Source organism: Allobaculum sp. Allo2 (genome assembly GCF_022701175.1).
Taxonomy (GTDB): domain Bacteria; phylum Bacillota_I; class Bacilli_A; order Erysipelotrichales; family Erysipelotrichaceae; genus Allobaculum; species Allobaculum fili.
The window spans coordinates 553,768-571,179 of sequence record NZ_CP078088.1; the positions used below are offsets into that span (position 1 = coordinate 553,768).

13 protein-coding genes and 4 pseudogenes are annotated in these 17,412 nt (G+C 47.9%); 16 read left to right on the forward strand and 1 reads right to left on the reverse strand.

The window, feature by feature from the left end; all coding sequences use genetic code 11:
• Window positions 1-155: 155 nt before the first annotated feature.
• The 3 genes from KWG61_RS03330 (at window position 156) to KWG61_RS03340 (ending at window position 4,457) form a co-directional block, all read left to right on the forward strand.
• The gene (locus tag KWG61_RS03330; protein WP_242744926.1) at window positions 156-3,329 is read left to right on the forward strand and encodes a hypothetical protein; all 3,174 of its coding nucleotides are present in this window, start codon (window positions 156-158) and stop codon (window positions 3,327-3,329) included.
• Between the two features lie 340 nt (window positions 3,330-3,669).
• Window positions 3,670-4,080: a hypothetical protein gene (locus KWG61_RS03335; RefSeq protein ID WP_242744927.1), complete on the forward strand. Its 411-nt coding sequence runs from the start codon at window positions 3,670-3,672 to the stop codon at window positions 4,078-4,080.
• Window positions 4,059-4,457 carry a hypothetical protein gene (locus KWG61_RS03340; protein ID WP_242744928.1) on the forward strand — a complete coding sequence of 133 codons (399 nt, stop codon included), beginning with the start codon at window positions 4,059-4,061 and terminating at the stop codon, window positions 4,455-4,457. The genes KWG61_RS03335 and KWG61_RS03340 overlap by 22 nt, the downstream gene beginning before the upstream one ends.
• Before the next feature lie 503 nt (window positions 4,458-4,960).
• On the opposite strand, the gene KWG61_RS03345 is transcribed toward KWG61_RS03340, so the two are convergent.
• Window positions 4,961-6,121, reverse strand: a complete 1,161-nt coding sequence (locus tag KWG61_RS03345; protein ID WP_230266527.1) for an ABC transporter ATP-binding protein — start codon at window positions 6,119-6,121, stop codon at window positions 4,961-4,963.
• A gap of 359 nt (window positions 6,122-6,480) precedes the next feature.
• Here KWG61_RS03345 and KWG61_RS03350 point away from each other — a divergent pair, with 359 nt between their 5' ends.
• From KWG61_RS03350 to KWG61_RS03410, 13 genes and pseudogenes are all read left to right on the forward strand, one after another.
• Window positions 6,481-7,683 (forward strand): UDP-glucose--hexose-1-phosphate uridylyltransferase, encoded by a 1,203-nt coding sequence (locus tag KWG61_RS03350; protein ID WP_242744929.1) that lies wholly within the window; start codon window positions 6,481-6,483, stop codon window positions 7,681-7,683.
• An 8-nt stretch (window positions 7,684-7,691) separates the two neighbouring features.
• The gene (locus tag KWG61_RS03355) at window positions 7,692-7,976 is read left to right on the forward strand and encodes a hypothetical protein (RefSeq protein ID WP_242744930.1); all 285 of its coding nucleotides are present in this window, start codon (window positions 7,692-7,694) and stop codon (window positions 7,974-7,976) included.
• 206 nt (window positions 7,977-8,182) lie between these two features.
• Window positions 8,183-9,207, forward strand: a pseudogene (gene galE / locus KWG61_RS03360) (UDP-glucose 4-epimerase GalE).
• A gap of 831 nt (window positions 9,208-10,038) precedes the next feature.
• Window positions 10,039-11,271: pseudogene (locus tag KWG61_RS03365) on the forward strand (nucleotide sugar dehydrogenase).
• A gap of 488 nt (window positions 11,272-11,759) precedes the next feature.
• The gene (locus KWG61_RS03370) at window positions 11,760-11,897 is read left to right on the forward strand and encodes a hypothetical protein (protein ID WP_242744931.1); all 138 of its coding nucleotides are present in this window, start codon (window positions 11,760-11,762) and stop codon (window positions 11,895-11,897) included.
• A gap of 115 nt (window positions 11,898-12,012) precedes the next feature.
• On the forward strand, window positions 12,013-13,074 hold the full coding sequence (locus KWG61_RS03375; RefSeq protein ID WP_242744932.1) for a hypothetical protein: 1,062 nt from the start codon (window positions 12,013-12,015) through the stop codon (window positions 13,072-13,074).
• Window positions 13,037-13,387, forward strand: coding sequence for a YegP family protein (locus tag KWG61_RS03380; RefSeq protein ID WP_242744933.1), 351 nt, complete (start codon window positions 13,037-13,039; stop codon window positions 13,385-13,387). Before KWG61_RS03375 ends, KWG61_RS03380 begins: the two co-directional genes overlap by 38 nt.
• 2 nt (window positions 13,388-13,389) lie before the next feature.
• Window positions 13,390-14,391 carry a glycosyltransferase family 2 protein gene (locus KWG61_RS03385; RefSeq protein ID WP_230266531.1) on the forward strand — a complete coding sequence of 334 codons (1,002 nt, stop codon included), beginning with the start codon at window positions 13,390-13,392 and terminating at the stop codon, window positions 14,389-14,391.
• Complete coding sequence (locus tag KWG61_RS03390; RefSeq protein ID WP_242744934.1) at window positions 14,378-14,752, forward strand: glycosyltransferase; 375 nt, start codon at window positions 14,378-14,380, stop codon at window positions 14,750-14,752. The genes KWG61_RS03385 and KWG61_RS03390 overlap by 14 nt, the downstream gene beginning before the upstream one ends.
• A 556-nt stretch (window positions 14,753-15,308) precedes the next feature.
• Window positions 15,309-15,673 (forward strand): annotated as a pseudogene (locus KWG61_RS03395) (glycosyltransferase family 2 protein).
• A 253-nt stretch (window positions 15,674-15,926) separates the two neighbouring features.
• Window positions 15,927-16,175, forward strand: a complete 249-nt coding sequence (locus tag KWG61_RS03400) for a hypothetical protein (protein WP_242744936.1) — start codon at window positions 15,927-15,929, stop codon at window positions 16,173-16,175.
• Window positions 16,172-16,324 (forward strand): hypothetical protein, encoded by a 153-nt coding sequence (locus KWG61_RS03405; RefSeq protein WP_242744937.1) that lies wholly within the window; start codon window positions 16,172-16,174, stop codon window positions 16,322-16,324. The genes KWG61_RS03400 and KWG61_RS03405 overlap by 4 nt, the downstream gene beginning before the upstream one ends.
• Before the next feature lie 33 nt (window positions 16,325-16,357).
• A pseudogene (locus tag KWG61_RS03410) lies at window positions 16,358-17,322 on the forward strand (glycosyltransferase family 2 protein).
• Window positions 17,323-17,412 lie beyond the last annotated feature (90 nt).

A 17,412-nucleotide genomic window follows, 5' to 3' on the forward strand; every position in this document is an offset into this window, starting at 1 on the left:
CAAAGTTGTCCGCTTTTATGAAGCGCTCTTTCAGGGCGCGCAGGACTTGTTTTACCCCCACTCAGGATTCACCCGAGCATCCGCAAAGGGATCCGAAAACAATTTACGTATTCGAAATACCATCCAAAAATAAAAAGGAGAATGAACGGGCAGATATGAACCGACCTAGAATCAAAATTCCTTCTTTGATTCCCGTAGAAATCGAAGAGGAACCCAGAGAAACCGATTCTGTTTTTGCGCCTGAAACCGCCCTCGAAACAGAATCTGCAGCCCCTGCACAGGCTTCTCTCATCACGACCAATTCCCCGCAAAACGATCATTCGCCCGCTAACCTGGAAGCGGGACAGGAAAAGGCTCTGTCCAGTACGGAGTCCCTTTCTCATGCCGAATTAACGGCCGCTATCCCTGAAGATCTGCAGCCGGCATCCGCCGATGCAGACGCGCCCAAAGCGCCGGAAAAGAGCGCGCAGAGCGTGCAGCCTGCCAGTGCGCCACAAGCAGCTAAATCCGAATCTGTCAGCACGGCACAATCGAAAGAATCGAGCGCACCGGCAATGAAAGCCGCAGAAACAAAGCCTTCTTTCCAGCCTGCAGCCCCTGCGCCAAAACAGCCGCTGAAACCGGAACAGGTTCTCGAAAAACTGGTGATCGATCCGATCGTCATGAAGCTCAATCCGCTTGACGATCCAACCGAGATTCCGCCGGCCATTTATGATCTGGCGGTCCAGATTACCGACAACTGGGATCTTCTCGAACCTGTGTTCGATGCGCTTCGCACATCCCTTATCAGCAAGGATTATTCCTTTTCCGTCACTGCAAGAAACGGTGTGGAACGAAAGAAACTGGTGTCCATGCTTTCCGGCATGGCGGGGCTGATGGCCGGCGTAGCCGAAACCGGCAAAAATGGCGTATCCGTTTCCGGACGCCTGATCCCAACACAGCGAGGCATAAAATTTGTGAGCGGAAGTTTCCTTGAAATGGCGTGCTACCAGAAAGTCAGAAAAATCGTGGAACGTCTGGCAGCGCAGGAAAAAGTCAGCTGGGGCGTGTATCCCAACGTCGTTGTAACCGACAAGCAGAATGGACTTGCGGTCAATGAATTCGACATGGTCATTGTCTTCGACGAAGACCTTTACGTTGTTGAGGTGAAGAGCGGCCATCAGTTCTCGGATTATGACAAGTACATGGCCGTCATTAAGAACTACTCTCTGGAAGACCATTTCCTGCTGATCGGAAACAGCCTGACGAAAAACCAGGCGGAGTATGTCCGCTACTTCTGCGGCTATGCGGTCTGCACTTTGCAGCCCAATTTCCTTTACGACACGCTCGCCACGCTTTTCAAAAGCGGTCTGAAAGCCTCCCGGGAAGCGGCAGCACGTGAAGAAGAAGCCAGACAAGCGCGCCAGGCAGAGTTTGAAGCCCAGCGCAAGGCGGCTATCGAGAAATCCAAAGCCGAAAGTGCCATGCGTAAAGCCAAAGCGCAGGAAGCCGCCCGTCTCGAACGGGAACGTCTGGGAAAAGAACGCCAGGAAGCCCAGCGCCGCGAGAAGGAACGTCTCGAACGAGAACGCCAGAAAGCGGAATGCCGTGAGAAAGAGCGCCTGGAAAAGGAACGCCTTGCCTTAGAGCGCATGGAAGAAGATCGTCTGGAAAAAGAGCGTGCCAAAAAGGCGGAAGAAGAAGCCAAAGCGAACAAATCCGCAGCCAAACGGGACGACGCTTCCCAGACCCCTGCCAGTCAGACGGCCAGATCGGCCTCTGAGGCAAGCCAGAACGCGGAAGCAGCCAAACCTGCAGCAGAATCCGCCAAACCTGCAGCAGAATCCGCAGACGTGTTGAATCTCACTGTCGCCAAACCGGCACAAACCGCGACTGCCAAATCCGTTTTAAAAACGGCGGAAAAAGAGCCGAAAGCGGAGCCGGTAAAGACACCCAAACCAGCAGAAACGCCAGAAGCTCCTGAAGTCCCAGTAAACCCAGAAACTGGAGCCGAAGAAAAAGCTGAACGGCCGGAACCCGCAAACAGTGAAAAAGCGGAAGAAACCGTCGAAACTGCTGAGCCATCCAATGCGGAGAATTCCAGCGAACCTGTTATGGAAGCTGAACCCGAAGGCAGCAATACGGCAGAAGAACCGATCAGTCCGACAGAGCTGTCCGCTGAAAAAGAATCTGAATCAGCGGAAACACCAGTCGAAACCTCGACGGATCTCGCTGGAGCGATCGAAAACACTGAACAGGTTCAGGAAGAAATGCCTGCCGCACCGGCCAAAGCACAGACGACGACCGAAACGCAGACAGAAACTCTGACTGTTGAAACGGGAGTGTCGAGTTCTGAAGCAGCGGAAACGCCAGAACCGGAAGCGGAAGAAAAAGCAGAAACGGAAGAAGACTCTGCGGAAGCTTCCAGGGAAGAATCCGTTTCGACGGTTCCATCCAAAGAAGAAGTCAAAATGATTGCTGACGCTTCCAACGAAGAACGTCCAGCCGCACCTGCCGTATCCAGTGCAGAACCGGCTGAATCTCTCGAAAACCCGGCAAAAGCCGAATCTGCTTCAGAAGACGAACAGACAGTACACCCTTCTGAAGCGTCTGAAACCGCGAAAACGGCAGAAGCATCGGAAGAAGCTGCTGAACCGGCGGTCGTTTCTGAAGAGACGTCCGCAAAGAGCGAAGACAATACGTCCAAGGCTGCGGATGAAAAAGCGGAAGGTCACCATGTCCTGACCGTTCGTCCGAATCATCTGCCGGCACCGGTGATTGCCTTTACGCTTACCGAAACCGAAACTGAGGTTTCTGCCCAGGCGGAAGCCGAAGAAGAAAAATTCGTACAGGACGTACTGAGCAATCCGTCCGAAGAGACGAAGCAGCTGCTCGAAGAGGTCGAAAAAGCCGAAAAAGCGCTCGAGTCCGAGGCAAAACCGGCACCAGCCAAACGCCGTCGCACGACAAAAGCCGAAGGCGAAAGAAAGCCGCTCCAGCGCGCAGGGGACGCAAGCCTAAAGCCGAAAGCACCCAGACTGCAGAAACCGCCGAAACGGAAAAAGCAGCACCGAAACGCCGCCGCACGACGCGCAAAACGAAAGATGCAGCCGCCGAAACGGCGACAAAACCGGCAGCAGAAACCGCAGCGAGCCAAGAAGCCCAGGCTGCGGAAGCAAAGCCAAAGCGCAGAAGAAAAACCGCAGCCGCCAAGGAAGGAACCACGACAGCTGCTGCGGAAAACACTGCTGCATCCGAAAATTCCTCCAGCGGGGAAAAACCGAAACGCAAACGGAGAACCCCGCAAAGAAAACCGCAGAATCCAGCGAAACGCCGGCCGCTCCAGCTGAAAACAGCGAGGAGAAGCCAAAGCGCAGACCCGGTCGAAAGAAAAAGACCGCAGAGGAATCTGCAGAGCAGGAAGGAGGAAATAGCTAGTGGCGGAGACAACGGTAAATAAAGACAAATCGACGGTGAATAACCCGAAAAATACGCTAGAAACAATACAGAATTTATTGCGGCTGACAAAATCACGTCCACGACCTTCTTCACCACGGGAGATGAGACGCTCGAGCGTCTCCATCCTGAGGGAAGCCGTACGCGTACGACGCTCGAAGCCGCGAAAGATGTTATGCAGGAAGTGGACTATGTCCTGGTCGAGGAGATCGCCCGCTCCTGCTACCTTACCCTTTGCAGTGCGCGGAGCTGGTCAGCCTCAGGCTGGCCAACTACTCCCGCAAGGCGATCTTCAATCACCTGACCAAACTCAGCAAGTACCATGTGCTGCAGGAAAAGGCGATTCTTCGCAAGGGAGGAACCAAACTGACCTGCTTCTCGCTCGATCTGTTTGGATCGCAGATTGCCAAGCAGTCCGTCCATATGCACGGCGGGAATGTCTATCTTTCCTATTCCAGACGCCGTGAACTCAACAAGCCGGAAAAGCCGCTGGACATTTTCCGTATCCTCGTCGGCAACCAGATTCTGGTGGGGATGCTCAAAAGCGGCGTCAGCATGAAGCGCTTCGGTGTTCAGGAAGTGTTCGCTTCCGTCAATCCGCAGGACGTAAAAACGGTGCCATCATGCGTACGCCGGTCAATTTAACCCTCAATGACGGAAGCCGGCTGTTCTTTGAAGTCGTCCGCAATACGGACGAATCGCTCGAACAGCTCTGTGAAAAGGTGAGTCGTTATTATTCGATTCTCGACAGCCAGTGGACGATGCTGGAAAGCCGCAATATGACGGATAAGACCAATATCTATGCCTGCTTGCCGCAGCTGGTAATCTGCACAGAAAGTCCGGCGGATGCCGAACAGGTGTATCAGGCGTTAAAAGAACGCAGTCTGATTCGCAAGGAAGATACGCTTCTGTTTACCGAAGACATTCTCCATCTGAAAAATTCGCTGATTTCCCTGTACGAATTCAAAGAAGACGGCAGCCGTCAATGGTATCGTCTGCCGGGCATGAAACTCTACAAATAAAGCCCGATCAAAACCGAAAAGAAAAGGACAGAATGTTCTTCTGTCCCATAAAAATCGAGGAATAGAAAGCCGGCTTAAACGCCCGGCAATCGATCTCGTCTGGTTTTTCCTTTCCGATTTCTGTTTCATTCGCGCGCTCATCCATAAGATAGTGGACGAGCGCGTTTTTTCTTCTGTATCGCTTCTGTATCGTTTAATACAATCTCGCTGGGAAAACCCTCCTGCCCTCAGACGCAAAGAAAGGATCAGGGTTCAGCTTCTGTGCGCAGATGTTTCGCCGGTTCTGGAAAAATGGTATTTCAATACAATAATTCCGTGGAAAAATTGTACCAGAATACAATTTTTCCAGAATCATGCATTTTTTGCACAACAGGGTTCGAAATGGGGAATCTGCTATTCGAAAACAGAGAAAAGCGGCAGAACACAGAGTGCTCTGCCGCAGGAATAACGATGGAAAGGAATGACCCGAAAGCTTCGGGACTGTCCATTTGGCGAAAACGCGATTAAGCGCTGCGCTCTTCGATTACGATGCCGGTATCCGGGTCAACTTCAACCAGGATATTGCGTCCAGTGTCCTTGTCGAAGAGGTGGATCCGGTCGGTGTTTACAGCGAGTTCAACGACATCGCCGGCTTTGGTCTTGGAAGAAGGATCCACTGCCGCGATGATCTGGGTTCCGTTGCAGTCTACGTAGAGGTTGCTGTCAGCGCCGAGCATTTCATAGACTTCCACTTTGCCTTTCGCCTTGGCTTCCGGGTGGCTTGCTACTTCTTCCGGATCGTCGGAAAGATCTTCCGGACGGATACCGAGGGTAACGGTGTCGCCGTCCTTGTAGCCTTTTTCGCGAACGCGGGCTGCGAATTTTTCTGGAATCAGGATATTGTCGTCGCCGATCGTGAGGTACGTCTTGCCGTCTTTTTCATTGATGACAACGTCCATGAAGTTCATCTGCGGAGAACCGATGAAGCCGGCAACGAACTTGTTGATCGGATAGTCGTACAGGTGGGCCGGGGTATCGATCTGCTGCACTTCACCGTCGCTCATGACAACGATACGATCGCCCAGGGTCATGGCTTCGGTCTGGTCGTGGGTTACGTAAATAATGGTAGCGCCCAGTTTTTCATGCAGTTTGGAAATTTCTACACGCATCTGGCCGCGCAGCTTGGCATCCAGGTTGGACAGCGGTTCATCCATCAGCAGAACCTTTGGATGACGGACAATGGCACGTCCCATGGCAACACGCTGTCTCTGACCGCCGGAAAGCGCTTTTGGCTTACGGTCGAGCAGGCTGTCCAGACCGAGCGTACGGCTGGTCTGTGCGACACGCTTGTCGATTTCTTCTTTTGGCAGTTTGGCAATCTTCAGCGGGAATTCCATGTTTTCGCGAACCGTTAAGAACGGATACAGGGCGTAGGACTGGAAAACCATCGCGATCTTGCGGTCTTTTGGATCGAGATCGTTTACGCGGTTGCCGTCGATGATCAGATCGCCGCCGGAAATTTCTTCCAGACCGGCAATCATGCGCAGCGTGGTGGATTTTCCGCAGCCCGAAGGACCTACGAAAATAACAAACTCGCCGTCTTTAACATCCAGGTTGAAGTCCTTAACGGCTTCAAAACCGTTTGGATACACTTTCTTAATATGTTTGAGATTGAGCTCTGACATAGCTTCTCCTTTATATACGGCTGGGAAAGTATCGCCGGCCTCACGCCCGCAAAATGCTTTCTAAGAAATCTCAAAATATAAATGGGGATCTCATCTGGGTCAAGGCAGATACCCATCCAGCTCTGACATTTTCAGAATAGGGGCTCAAAAGACGATGAACAAATCAGATGACTTGAAACGTTTCATTCCCTTCACGGCCAAGTTCAGCCGGAAAGGTCTTGAAAGTTCAGCTGGAGAAGATAGAAAATATATTTGTAAACTTTGCAAATCATATTGCAATTGCAACAGGATTTAGTAAATTATGATTAAGTTTAGTAAAACTTTACTGGCCATCCAAGAGGCCATAGAAAGAGGAAAAAATGGCTGATCAATCCATTCTGAAGCTCGTGGAATACGGCGTTCAGACCGGTCTGCTCCCGGAAAGCGAGCGGACGTATGCTGCCAACCTGCTTCTCGACCTGATGCACCAGGATGCATTGGATCAAACGGCTTACACCCCCGACGGATCCGAAATTTCTCTGCCGGAAGTCCTGAATAATCTACTGGACACTGCTGCAGAGCGTTCCATCATCGAAGACTCGATTACTTATCGGGATCTGTTCGATGCCAAACTGATGAACGCTCTTCTGCCGCGCCCTGCCCAGATTCAGGAAACGTTCGAAAAACTGTATGAAGAAAGCCCGAAAGCTGCAACGGACTACTTCTACAAACTTTCTCAGGATTCCAACTATATTCGCCGCGATCGTATTGCCCGCGACGAGCGCTGGAGTGCCGATTCGCCGTATGGAGAAATCGAACTTTCGATCAACCTCTCCAAACCGGAAAAAGATCCGAAAGCGATCGCTGCTGCTAAATCCGCTCCGCAGTCGGCGTATCCAAAATGCCAGCTGTGCATGGAAAACGAAGGCTACGCCGGTCGTGTCAATCATCCAGGCCGTACAAACCACCGCATCATTCCTATCACCGTCAACAATTCCCGCTGGGGCTTCCAGTACTCCCCTTACGTGTACTACAACGAACACTGCATCGTCTTTAACGGCGAACATACGCCAATGGCGATCAACCACGACACGTTCGTAAAACTGTTCGACTTCATCGATCTGTTCCCCCATTACTTCCTGGGCAGCAACGCCGACCTGCCGATCGTAGGCGGAAGCATCCTGTCCCACGACCACTTCCAGGGCGGAAACCACGAATTCCCAATGGCAAAAGCCGAAATCGAAGAAGAAGTGACGATTCCAGGATTTGAAGATCTCAAAGCCGGCATCGTGAAATGGCCAATGGCGGTTATCCGTCTGCGCGGAACTGACCGCACGCGCGTTATCACCGCAGCCGATCACATTCTCGATACCTGGAGAGGCTACTCCGATGAATCTGCCGGAATCCTGGCGAACGCCAACGGCGAACCGCACAACACCATTACGCCGATTGCCCGCAAACGTGACGGCGAATACGAACTCGACCTCGTTCTGCGCTGCAACATCACCAGCGAAGAACATCCGATGGGTGTCTTCCATCCGCATGCCCAGTGGCATCACATTAAAAGGAAAACATCGGTCTGATCGAAGTTATGGGTCTGGCTGTCCTGCCGGCTCGTCTGAAAAAGGAAATGTCCGATCTGAAGAAAGCCATGCTCAACGGCGAAGATCTGCGTGCCGATCCGGAACTCGAAAAGCACGCCGACTGGGCCGAAGAAATCATGAAGAAATACGATACGATCAATGCAGAAAATATCGATCAGATCATTCATGACGAAATCGGCATCGTCTTCACGCACGTTCTTGAAGACGCCGGCGTCTACAAAACCGATGCCGAAGGCCGCAAGGCGTTCCGCCGCTTCATCGACGCGCTTTAATACAAAATCATTCTCAATTCTTCCCGGTTTGCAGGCGCATTATTCTGGAAAGAAAAGACAGAATCATCTGAAATAAAAGCGGCTTAAATCTCTAGCACTCAAAGACGTTTTCCCGCCGGCATCCGCCGGTGCGGATAAACCGCAATGGATGTCCTGCTTTATATACAGCGGGATCCCAGTGAGGATCAGAAAGAAGGTAATCTGAAATGAAAATCTTAGTAACGGGCGGTGCCGGCTACATTGGAAGCCACACCTGCGTAGAACTGCTCAACAACGGCTACGATGTTGTCGTTCTTGACAACCTGTACAACTCCAGCGAAAAAGCGCTCGACCGCGTAGAAGAAATCGCCGGCAAAAAGTGAAATTCTACAAAGGCGACGTTCTGAACATGGACGATCTGAACCGCGTATTCGACAATGAACAGATCGATGCCGTCATCCACTTCGCCGGTCTGAAAGCCGTAGGCGAAAGTGTTCGCAAGCCAATCGAGTACTACAACAACAACATCGCCGGAACCATCAACCTGCTGGAAGCCATGAGAAACCACAATGTGAAAAACATCATCTTCTCCTCTTCCGCTACCGTTTACGGCGACCCGGCCGAAATGCCAATTACCGAAAAATGCCCGAAAGGCACCTGCACCAACCCGTACGGCTGGTCCAAATGGATGCTCGAGCAGATTCTGATGGACGTTCATACCGCAGATCCGGAATGGAACGTTATGCTTCTGCGTTACTTCAACCCGATCGGCGCGCATGAATCCGGCCGCATTGGCGAAGACCCGAAGGGCATCCCAAACAACCTGCTCCCATATGTAGCACAGGTTGCCGTTGGTAAACTCAAGGAAGTCGGCGTATTCGGCAATGACTACCCAACACCAGACGGAACCGGTGTTCGCGACTACATCCACGTCGTTGACCTGGCGAAAGGCCACGTTGCGGCACTCGATCAGATCAAGCATGGCGCCGGCCTGAAAATCTACAACCTCGGAACCGGACATGGAAGCTCCGTACTCGACGTTATCCACGCCTTCGAAAAAGCCTGTGGTCATGAAATTCCATATTCCATCAAACCGCGTCGTGAAGGCGACATCGCTGCATGCTACGCAAAATGCGATCTGGCCAAAGAAGAACTCGGCTGGACAGCGCAGTACGACCTCGATGACATGTGCGAAAGCTCCTGGAAATGGCAGTCCAACAACCCGGACGGCTACAACACACCAGAAAAGTAAGCCGATAATCCCCGCGTTCTAAATGAAAAATCGCCCATAAGGCTACGCGAAGAAAAATCCAGAACGGCTGGATCGCCAGCCAGTACTCAATAAAATTAAAGCAGCAGGCAAATTTCCTGTAAGACCAGGTCTGAACAGACCGGTCAGACAAAGGAGAAGAAGCCTGCTGCTTTTTAATGTCTTGAGTTAGTAAGCAGAAAGGAAAGCGGGAAAAGGAGCGGAATCTGCATAGGCAAATCCATAAAGATGCGTGCGGCCTTCACGCAAGACGAGTCACCGGTTTTGGGCAAGGACAGTCACATTTCAGCATTTTTCTAAAAACGTGAGAATACGGTTCGAAAAATCGAAAAACACGTGAGAATACCGAGCGTAAAACTCAAAAAACGTAAAAAGGTGTCGATCTGTTTGCTGGAAATACTAGGGTGAAGGCTGGCATGCGGTTATCAGATTTTCCTGTGAGGACGAAGACCGAGGATTCCTTTTGTCAGAAAATGGCCTTGAATAAGGGTGCCGGAAAATCGTGCGGAGTCCAGTTTTGCTAGAACAGCAAAGTTGAATTTGACTAGATTCATCTGAAAAAGTGCAGAAACAGCCTCAAACGGCTGTTAAATTTAAAAACGAACCGAAAGAAATTGTGCACATAACTTGAATACGGGGCCAAAACAGCCCTTGTATAGCTTTCAATCTGTTAAATTATTCGTGTAACTCCTAAATCCAGTTGACCCGAACGGGCTGGCAGCTTTTGCAAAGTATGAACTGCTGACCATTTTTCCGAATGAGAGGTCTTTTGCGCGATTTGGGAAAGCAGAAAGGAACGCTATGACATCAAAGCTGAAAATTGCAGTTGCGGGTACAGGATATGTCGGTCTTTCGCTTGCTGTGCTTCTGAGTCAGAAGCATCAGGTAACAGCTGTTGATATTATTCCGGAGAAAGTGGAAATGATTCAAAACGGATTTCTCCGATCCAGGATTATGAAATCGAATCATTCCTCGCGACGAAAGATCTTGACCTGACAGCAACTACAGATTCTGCATCGGCGTATCAGAATGCAGATCTCGTTCTGGTGGCTACGCCGACCAATTATGATTCCGAACGGAATTATTTTGATACGTCAGCCGTTGAATCCGTTATTGAAGAAATTCGAACGGTAAATCCAGAAGCGTTTATCGTAATCAAGTCGACGATCCCTGTGGGATTTACCAAGTCGATCAATGAAAAATATAAAACGGATCATATTCTGTTCAGCCCGGAATTTTTACGGGAAGGACATGCGCTTTACGATAATCTGTTTCCAAGCCGGATTATTGTCGGAGCAGATTTAGAAGATCCGATTCAAGTCGAAGCCGCCCATCGGTTTGGCGACCTTCTTAAGGATGCGTCCCAGAAAAAGGATGTTCAGGTCCTGTACATGGGATCAACGGAAGCAGAGGCGGTAAAGCTTTTTGCCAATACCTACCTGGCTCTTCGCGTATCGTTCTTCAATGAACTGGATACGTATGCGGAGATGAAAGGTCTGTCGACCCGAGACATTATCGATGGAGTCTGTCTGGATCCGAGAATCGGCTCCCAGTACAACAACCCGTCTTTCGGCTATGGCGGCTATTGTCTGCCGAAAGATACCAAACAGCTGCTCGCAAATTATGAACACGTACCACAGAACATGATTGGAGCGATTGTAGAAGCCAATCGAACTAGAAAAGACTTTGTAGCCGATCGTGTGCTGAAAATGGCAGGCTATGAGGAAGATACAGTCGATCGCTATTCGAAAAGAAAAACACCCGGTTACAATCGGTGTTTATCGTCTGACGATGAAAGCGCACAGTGATAATTTCCGTCACAGTTCGATTCAGGGAGTTATGAAGCGTCTTCGTGCTAAGGGTGCGAACATTGTGATTTATGAACCGGCTCTTGAAGACGGAGCGACCTTCTTTGGCTCTCTCGTAGTGAATGATCTGGATGAGTTTAAACGAATCAGCAATGTGATCATCGCAAATCGAAACGGCAAAGAACTGTCCGATGTGCAGGATAAAATCTACACCCGCGATATTTTCCATAAAGACTGATGGTACGGACACAGTATGGTTTTGTCTGGCTGTGTCAGGCTCTTGAAAAACAGAAGCCAAATTACAGAACGAATTGCAGCGTTTCCATAATGGCGTTAAAAAGGTGAAGTGTCTTAACACCAGGACTTTCCCGCTATGGGAAGAAGCTGGTGAAAACGCTTCACCCTTTTTCTTTCCTGCTTAATGTACAGTCATTTTTGAAAAAGTCTGTACTTATATCGGCAAAATAAGAGGTAAATGGCATAAAAATAATTTTTATTAGATTATTCAAGCAATTCCCGTCAGAGGGAAATCTACCCAGTCTAGTTGCTTTTCGTGTAGTATATTATCGGTTTTGGCAAGCATGCTAAAAAGACAAACCTGTTACAAATCTATATAGGAGCTTAGGTATGAAGAAATTTTGGGAATTTTGGCTCAGACATCCATACTGGACAGCTTTCCTGGCCGTGTTTATTCCAAGACTGATTTTTACGGTGGGGATAAAGACGATGTCGATTTCCGGAGATGAAATCTTCTCTTTCTGGCCTGCTGCAAAACTGGCTGGATACGACTGGAGCGGCGTCATGGAAGGCTACCGCTATTACGGATTCGGGTATACGGCTCTGCTTACCCCGTTTTTCTTTTGATCCGTGATCCGGCTGTGCTTTATAAAACATTAGTTGTTCTGATGGCGCTTTTTCAGAGTCTGACAGCACCCCTTGTCTGCTATTTGATGAAGCGGTTTTTCATGTCACGAACCCTTTGCGAAGAATTATTTCCGGAATTGTCTGCTCGTTTTGCGTAGCGCTTCGAGCGGTCTACACGTATCCGGAATTTTTGTACGACTTTCTGATCTGGAGCATTGTCTGGATTTTGCTGATTCTTACCGAGAAGGCGAGTCTGAAATGGACGATTTTTCTGTGGGTGGTGACCGGGTATGCCATAACCGTGCACAGTCGAGGAATCACCCTGGTTTTTGCGATCCTCGCTGCGGCAGTGCTTTATCAGATCTGGTTTAAAAAGCCTTTGCTGGACTGGCGAGTCACAATCGTACTGGCGGTTGCAGCTCTTCTGTTTTACAAGTTTGGAATTCAGTTCGTTCTCAATTACCTGGGAATGAATCGCCCAGTGGGAAATACGTCTGTAACCGTAAAATCTGGAACACTCTCCCTTTTCCTTGGAGAGCCTAAATCCTGGATCAGCTGGTTCTATATCATCCTTGGGCAGCTGAATGAAGGCATTATGATGAGTGCCGGGCTGGCTGTTCCGGCTGTCTGGATCCTCATGAAGATGATTTTTTCGAAAGCGGAAAGAATCAATGAGAACCGACAGATTCTTTGCGTAGCTGTCTTCAGCTTCGCAGCCATCATCATCACGATCGGCGGTCAGTCCATTACAGAACTTTCAGCGGTTTATGAAGCGATGTTCACGAATGGAAACTGGGACGCTTTTCGCATGGTGACATACCTTCGCTACTATGGGGCTTATGCGTCTCCGCTCCTGATGGCAGCAATCTGTGCGTTTCAGAACAAAGAGCGTCTTCAGTCCATTCTGGTTCCGTCCATTGTTACTTCACTCCTGCTGCAGGGGCTGTTTGTGATTCTGGTTGTTCCATATATTAATCACTTTAATGGATCCGTCTGGAGCTATGCCCCATTCTTTGGAACCCGGGGATTTGTAGACAACATCAGTACGGCAGCCTATCTGGCAGGCGTATTTGCGATGCTCCTTCTTCAGGGAGTGGATCTTCTCCTTCTTAAAAGAATTTTAAAAATGGATTCTGCCTTTGGCTGCTCTCGTCATGATTTACGTATATGGATTTAACTGTATCCATCATGAAGGGTATCGTTCCCGGCAAAATGCACAGGCAGTTGAAGAGGGAATTGCCTACATAAAGAAAAATGCTGCAGACCGCACGATTTATGTAGCCAATGTGCCGGCAGGTTCCGCTGGCCAGGGCGTGGCATGGCTTTATCAGTTTGCCCTTCCTGATATTCCAGTTCAGGAGTATACGTCCGTTCCCGAAGAAGATAACGCGGTGGTTATTACGAATACCGATACGGATCAAAACCTCCTCGATCAGGGCTTTCAGCCGACTGCCCTGAATGATGGCTGGTTCATATATGAAAGGAATTAAGCATGAAGCTAATTATTCAGATCCCCTGCTTTAACGAAGCAGAAACCCTGGAAGTCGCTCTGAATGATCTTCCAAAGCATATTGATGGAATCGATGAAATTGAGTACCTCATTATCAATGATGGAAGCCACGACAACACGGTTGAAGTCGCTAAAAAATGGGGCGTAAACTATGTCGTCAATTTTCGAAATAACAAAGGACTGGCCAGAGGATTTATGGCGGGTCTCGATGCCTGCCTGCGCAATGGAGCAGATATTATCGTCAATACGGATGCCGATAACCAGTACTGCGGAGAAGATATTGAAAAACTGGTACGCCCTATCCTGAATGGGGAAGCCGGCATGGTCATCGGCGAACGTCCGATTGATGATACAGAACATTTTTCTCCGCTGAAGAAGAAGCTCCAGCATCTTGGAAGCTGGGTGGTACGCAAAGCCAGTCAGACGGATATCCCCGATGCGCCAAGCGGTTTCCGTGCGTACTCCAGACATACAGCCATGCGAATGAACGTGGTGAATGACTACACCTACACTCTGGAAACCATCGTGCAGGCCGGTCGAAGAAAAATGGCTGTAACGAGTGTTCCAATCCGAACCAACCCGGAACTGCGCCCAAGCCGTCTTTTCCACAGCATGTTCGGCTATGTAAAGAAAAGCATGCTTACTATTCTGCGATCCATGATGCAGTACAAGCCGCTGTACTGTTTCACCATTCTCGGATCCATTCTCAGCCTGATTGGCCTGATCGTGCTGATTCGTTTTCTTGTCTTTTATTTTCAGGGAGCTGGAAACGGTCACATTCAGTCTCTGGTTATCGCATGCATGTTGATTACGATCGGCGTAATTGGCTTCTTCTGCGGACTGCTTGGAGACACAATTGCCGCAAACCGAAGACTGCTTGAAGAAGTTCAGTTTGAACTCAGACGAATGGACTATGGCTTGAGTGAAGAAGAAGTGAAGCAAAAAGACGACCCGAACAAGGCTGGAGAATATGGTGGCGAATAAAAAGATTGATGCGGTAGTGGTCACCTTCAACCGTAAAGAAATGCTGATGGAGACGATTCATGCCATCCTGACCCAGACGTATCCTGTTAATCGGCTGATCCTCGTGGATAACAACAGTACAGATGGGACAATTGAGCATTTGAAAGCAGCGAGAGTTCTAAACGATTCGCGTGTAGAACTTGTGGCATTAGATCAAAACACAGGCGGAGCAGGCGGATTTCATGCGGGAATGAAGAAGTCCTATGAAATCGGCGATGCGGATTGGGTTTGGATTATGGATGATGACGTTGAACCGGCATCGGACTGTCTTGAAAAGCTAATAGAAGCAGAAGAAAAACTTCCGCAGCCCGTCAGTTTTTAGCCAGCTCCATTCGAGGATTGCAAGATGAACCGATGAACGTTCCTAAACTCCCAAAAGGAATGACCACAGGATATGTCGATTGGTATAAGTATCTAGGGGATGGAATCGTAAATATATCAAAGGCTACGTTTGTATCGCTTTTGATTAATGCGGACGCAATTAAAAATGCGGACTTCCCTGGGCTCCATTTTTCATCTGGGGTGATGATTCAGAGTACACACAGAGAATCATTCGGGATTTTGGCCCTGCATACATGGTGGGAAAAAGCAAGGCAGTTCATAAGAGAAAATCAGCAGATGCCCTGTCCATTGTAAAAGAAGACAATCCGAATCGAATCAATATGTTTTTTACTACTACAGGAATAACTTGATCGGATATTGGGAGTATGAAGGTGCATTGTACCGTTTCCTGTGCATGGGGAAACTGGGCTATGATTTCTTCCACGTTTTATTTAAAGGGAAGTATAAAGCTAAAAAATGGGAGTGATTTTAAAAGCTTTTAATGCTTTTGTCTTTGGAACGTATGACAGACAGTCCTTTAAAAATCGGAGTCAGATATGAATGAAAAAATCGCTGTAGTAATACCGGTCTATAACGTTGAAAAGTATATCTCCAAATGTATTGAGAGTGTCTGTACTCAAAGTTACCCCAACTTGGAAATAATTCTGGTTGATGATGGCTCTACAGACTCCTCAGGAGAAATCTGTGATGCATATCAGAAAAAGATGATAGAATCCGAGTTTTTCATACTCCTAATAGAGGCTTGTCCGCAGCCCGGAATTATGGTGTTCAGCAGTCAGAATCTAACTGGGTGATTTTTATAGATTCGGATGATTTTGTAACCTCTAGATATGTAGAAGATCTCAACACCATTCGTTTGAAGGCAGGAAGCGAAATCTCTGTCACTCAGGTAAAAAAATAAATGAAGAAAGTGCAGCGTATATATATTCTCAGAGTGGACTGAGTAAACTGGCTGCACCGGATATTGTAAAAATGACTGTTTCGGATGCTCTTGCCAATATGTACTACAGGAAGGGAATTCCGATTTATGCTCCAGGAAAACTTTATTTAAAAAGCATCTTAACGAAGCATCCGTTTCGTATAGGCGAGCAGTATGAGGATTTAAGCATCATGCATCACCTTTTTCCGAAGCAAACGCGATTGGCTTTGCACAAGTGGAAAACTATTATTACCTGCAGCGTCCATTCAGTATCGTCAATTCTAAGTTTTCGGAAAATAAGATGATTCAGATTCCAATTTGCAAGGAAATCCATCAATTTATTGAAGAGAAATATCCGAAAGCATTATGCGCAGCAGAATCAAAACAGTTTGTTGTAGCTCTGAATTTATATGTTGACGCTCGGACTCATCACGCAGACAAACAGGTCCTTCGAAAGCTGAAAAAGAAGCAGGCCGTTACGTGACTAATATTCAAAAAGACAAGAATAATTCAACTGCAATACGTCTGCTGGCTAAATTGTTTCCTGCGAGTTTAGTGCTGCTTCCAAGTGCAATGCAGATCCTGAGGAAAGCGCAGAATGCAGGCTGGATTAAAATTAATAACCCATTTTAGGAGGGCCACAATTTGAATGGACTTGTAAGTGTAGTGATCCCTGTATATAACGGAGAAAAATTCCTCAAAGAAACTGTCAGCAGAATTCAAAACTCAAAATATGAAAACATAGAAATTATTCTTGTGAATGATGGCAGTACAGATACAAGTCAGCACATATGTGACGCTCTGGCAAAGCAGGATAAAAGAATCAGGATCTTCCAAAAGAAAATGGCGGAATCGCGGACGCCAGAAATTATGGAATGAGACAGGCAGTCGGTGAGTTCATCTGTTTTGTTGATCAGGATGATGTAGTAGCACCGGACATGTATCAAGATTTAGTGACTCTGTTGAATCAGGATGATTCCGATTTTGCAATGGGTGGTACAGCAAAATTAGCGGGTGATGGAACTACCCCTTTGAAACTTTTGATGATGGCTGTTTTAACAAACAGCAAATTTATCACGATTTTTTCTCTCAATGGTTTATGGCAGTTTTTACCTGCTCAGGCCGAGAATTCAAAAAGACATTATCCATCTATTTGGAAATGCCTTTTTCGTAGAGCATTTATTGATGAAAATTCGCTGACGTTCAGAAAAATTATTGACTTTGAAGATGATTTGACGTTTATGCAGGAAGCTTATTTGTATGCGAATTGTGTATCGACATCTTCAAAGATCTATTACTACTGGAGAATAAATCTAGGCTCTGAGAGTTATACATACAAATATATTAAAGATTATGATCAAAGATACAAAAATTATTATGATTATATTCTTGGGATCCTCGAAAAATCAAAACTTAGCGAGCAGGAGATCAGATCCTGGCAGCAAATTCTCTGCGGTCAGTATCTTATTGGAAAGATTGAGAATATTAATTCTCCGAATAATCCGGCTGGTTATTTTGAAAAAACGAAACAGACAAAAAAGCAATACAGCACGTTCAAAACCAGACGGACTCCATTTCAAAGTTACAGGTCAGAAAAGGTGTGGTTAAAAACCGAGTTTTTCTTAGTCTGATTCGAAAGAGGTTTTATTTTTTGATTCCTCCCGCGGTCTACTTTTTAATCGTGCCGGATCAAAAATGCAGAAGAATAATTTTTATCACAC

Excerpts from the sequence above, each read along its gene's own strand:
- KWG61_RS03355 (WP_242744930.1), top strand. The coding sequence starts at position 7,692 with ATGGGTCTGGCTGTCCTGCCGGCTCGTCTGAAAAAGGAAATGTCCGAT.
- KWG61_RS03390 (WP_242744934.1), top strand. The coding sequence starts at position 14,378 with ATGGTGGCGAATAAAAAGATTGATGCGGTAGTGGTCACCTTCAACCGT.
- KWG61_RS03345 (WP_230266527.1), bottom strand. The coding sequence starts at position 6,121 with ATGTCAGAGCTCAATCTCAAACATATTAAGAAAGTGTATCCAAACGGT.
- KWG61_RS03370 (WP_242744931.1), top strand. The coding sequence starts at position 11,760 with ATGTCGATTTCCGGAGATGAAATCTTCTCTTTCTGGCCTGCTGCAAAA.
- KWG61_RS03350 (WP_242744929.1), top strand. The coding sequence starts at position 6,481 with ATGGCTGATCAATCCATTCTGAAGCTCGTGGAATACGGCGTTCAGACC.
- KWG61_RS03330 (WP_242744926.1), top strand. The coding sequence starts at position 156 with ATGAACCGACCTAGAATCAAAATTCCTTCTTTGATTCCCGTAGAAATC.
- KWG61_RS03340 (WP_242744928.1), top strand. The coding sequence starts at position 4,059 with ATGCGTACGCCGGTCAATTTAACCCTCAATGACGGAAGCCGGCTGTTC.
- KWG61_RS03385 (WP_230266531.1), top strand. The coding sequence starts at position 13,390 with ATGAAGCTAATTATTCAGATCCCCTGCTTTAACGAAGCAGAAACCCTG.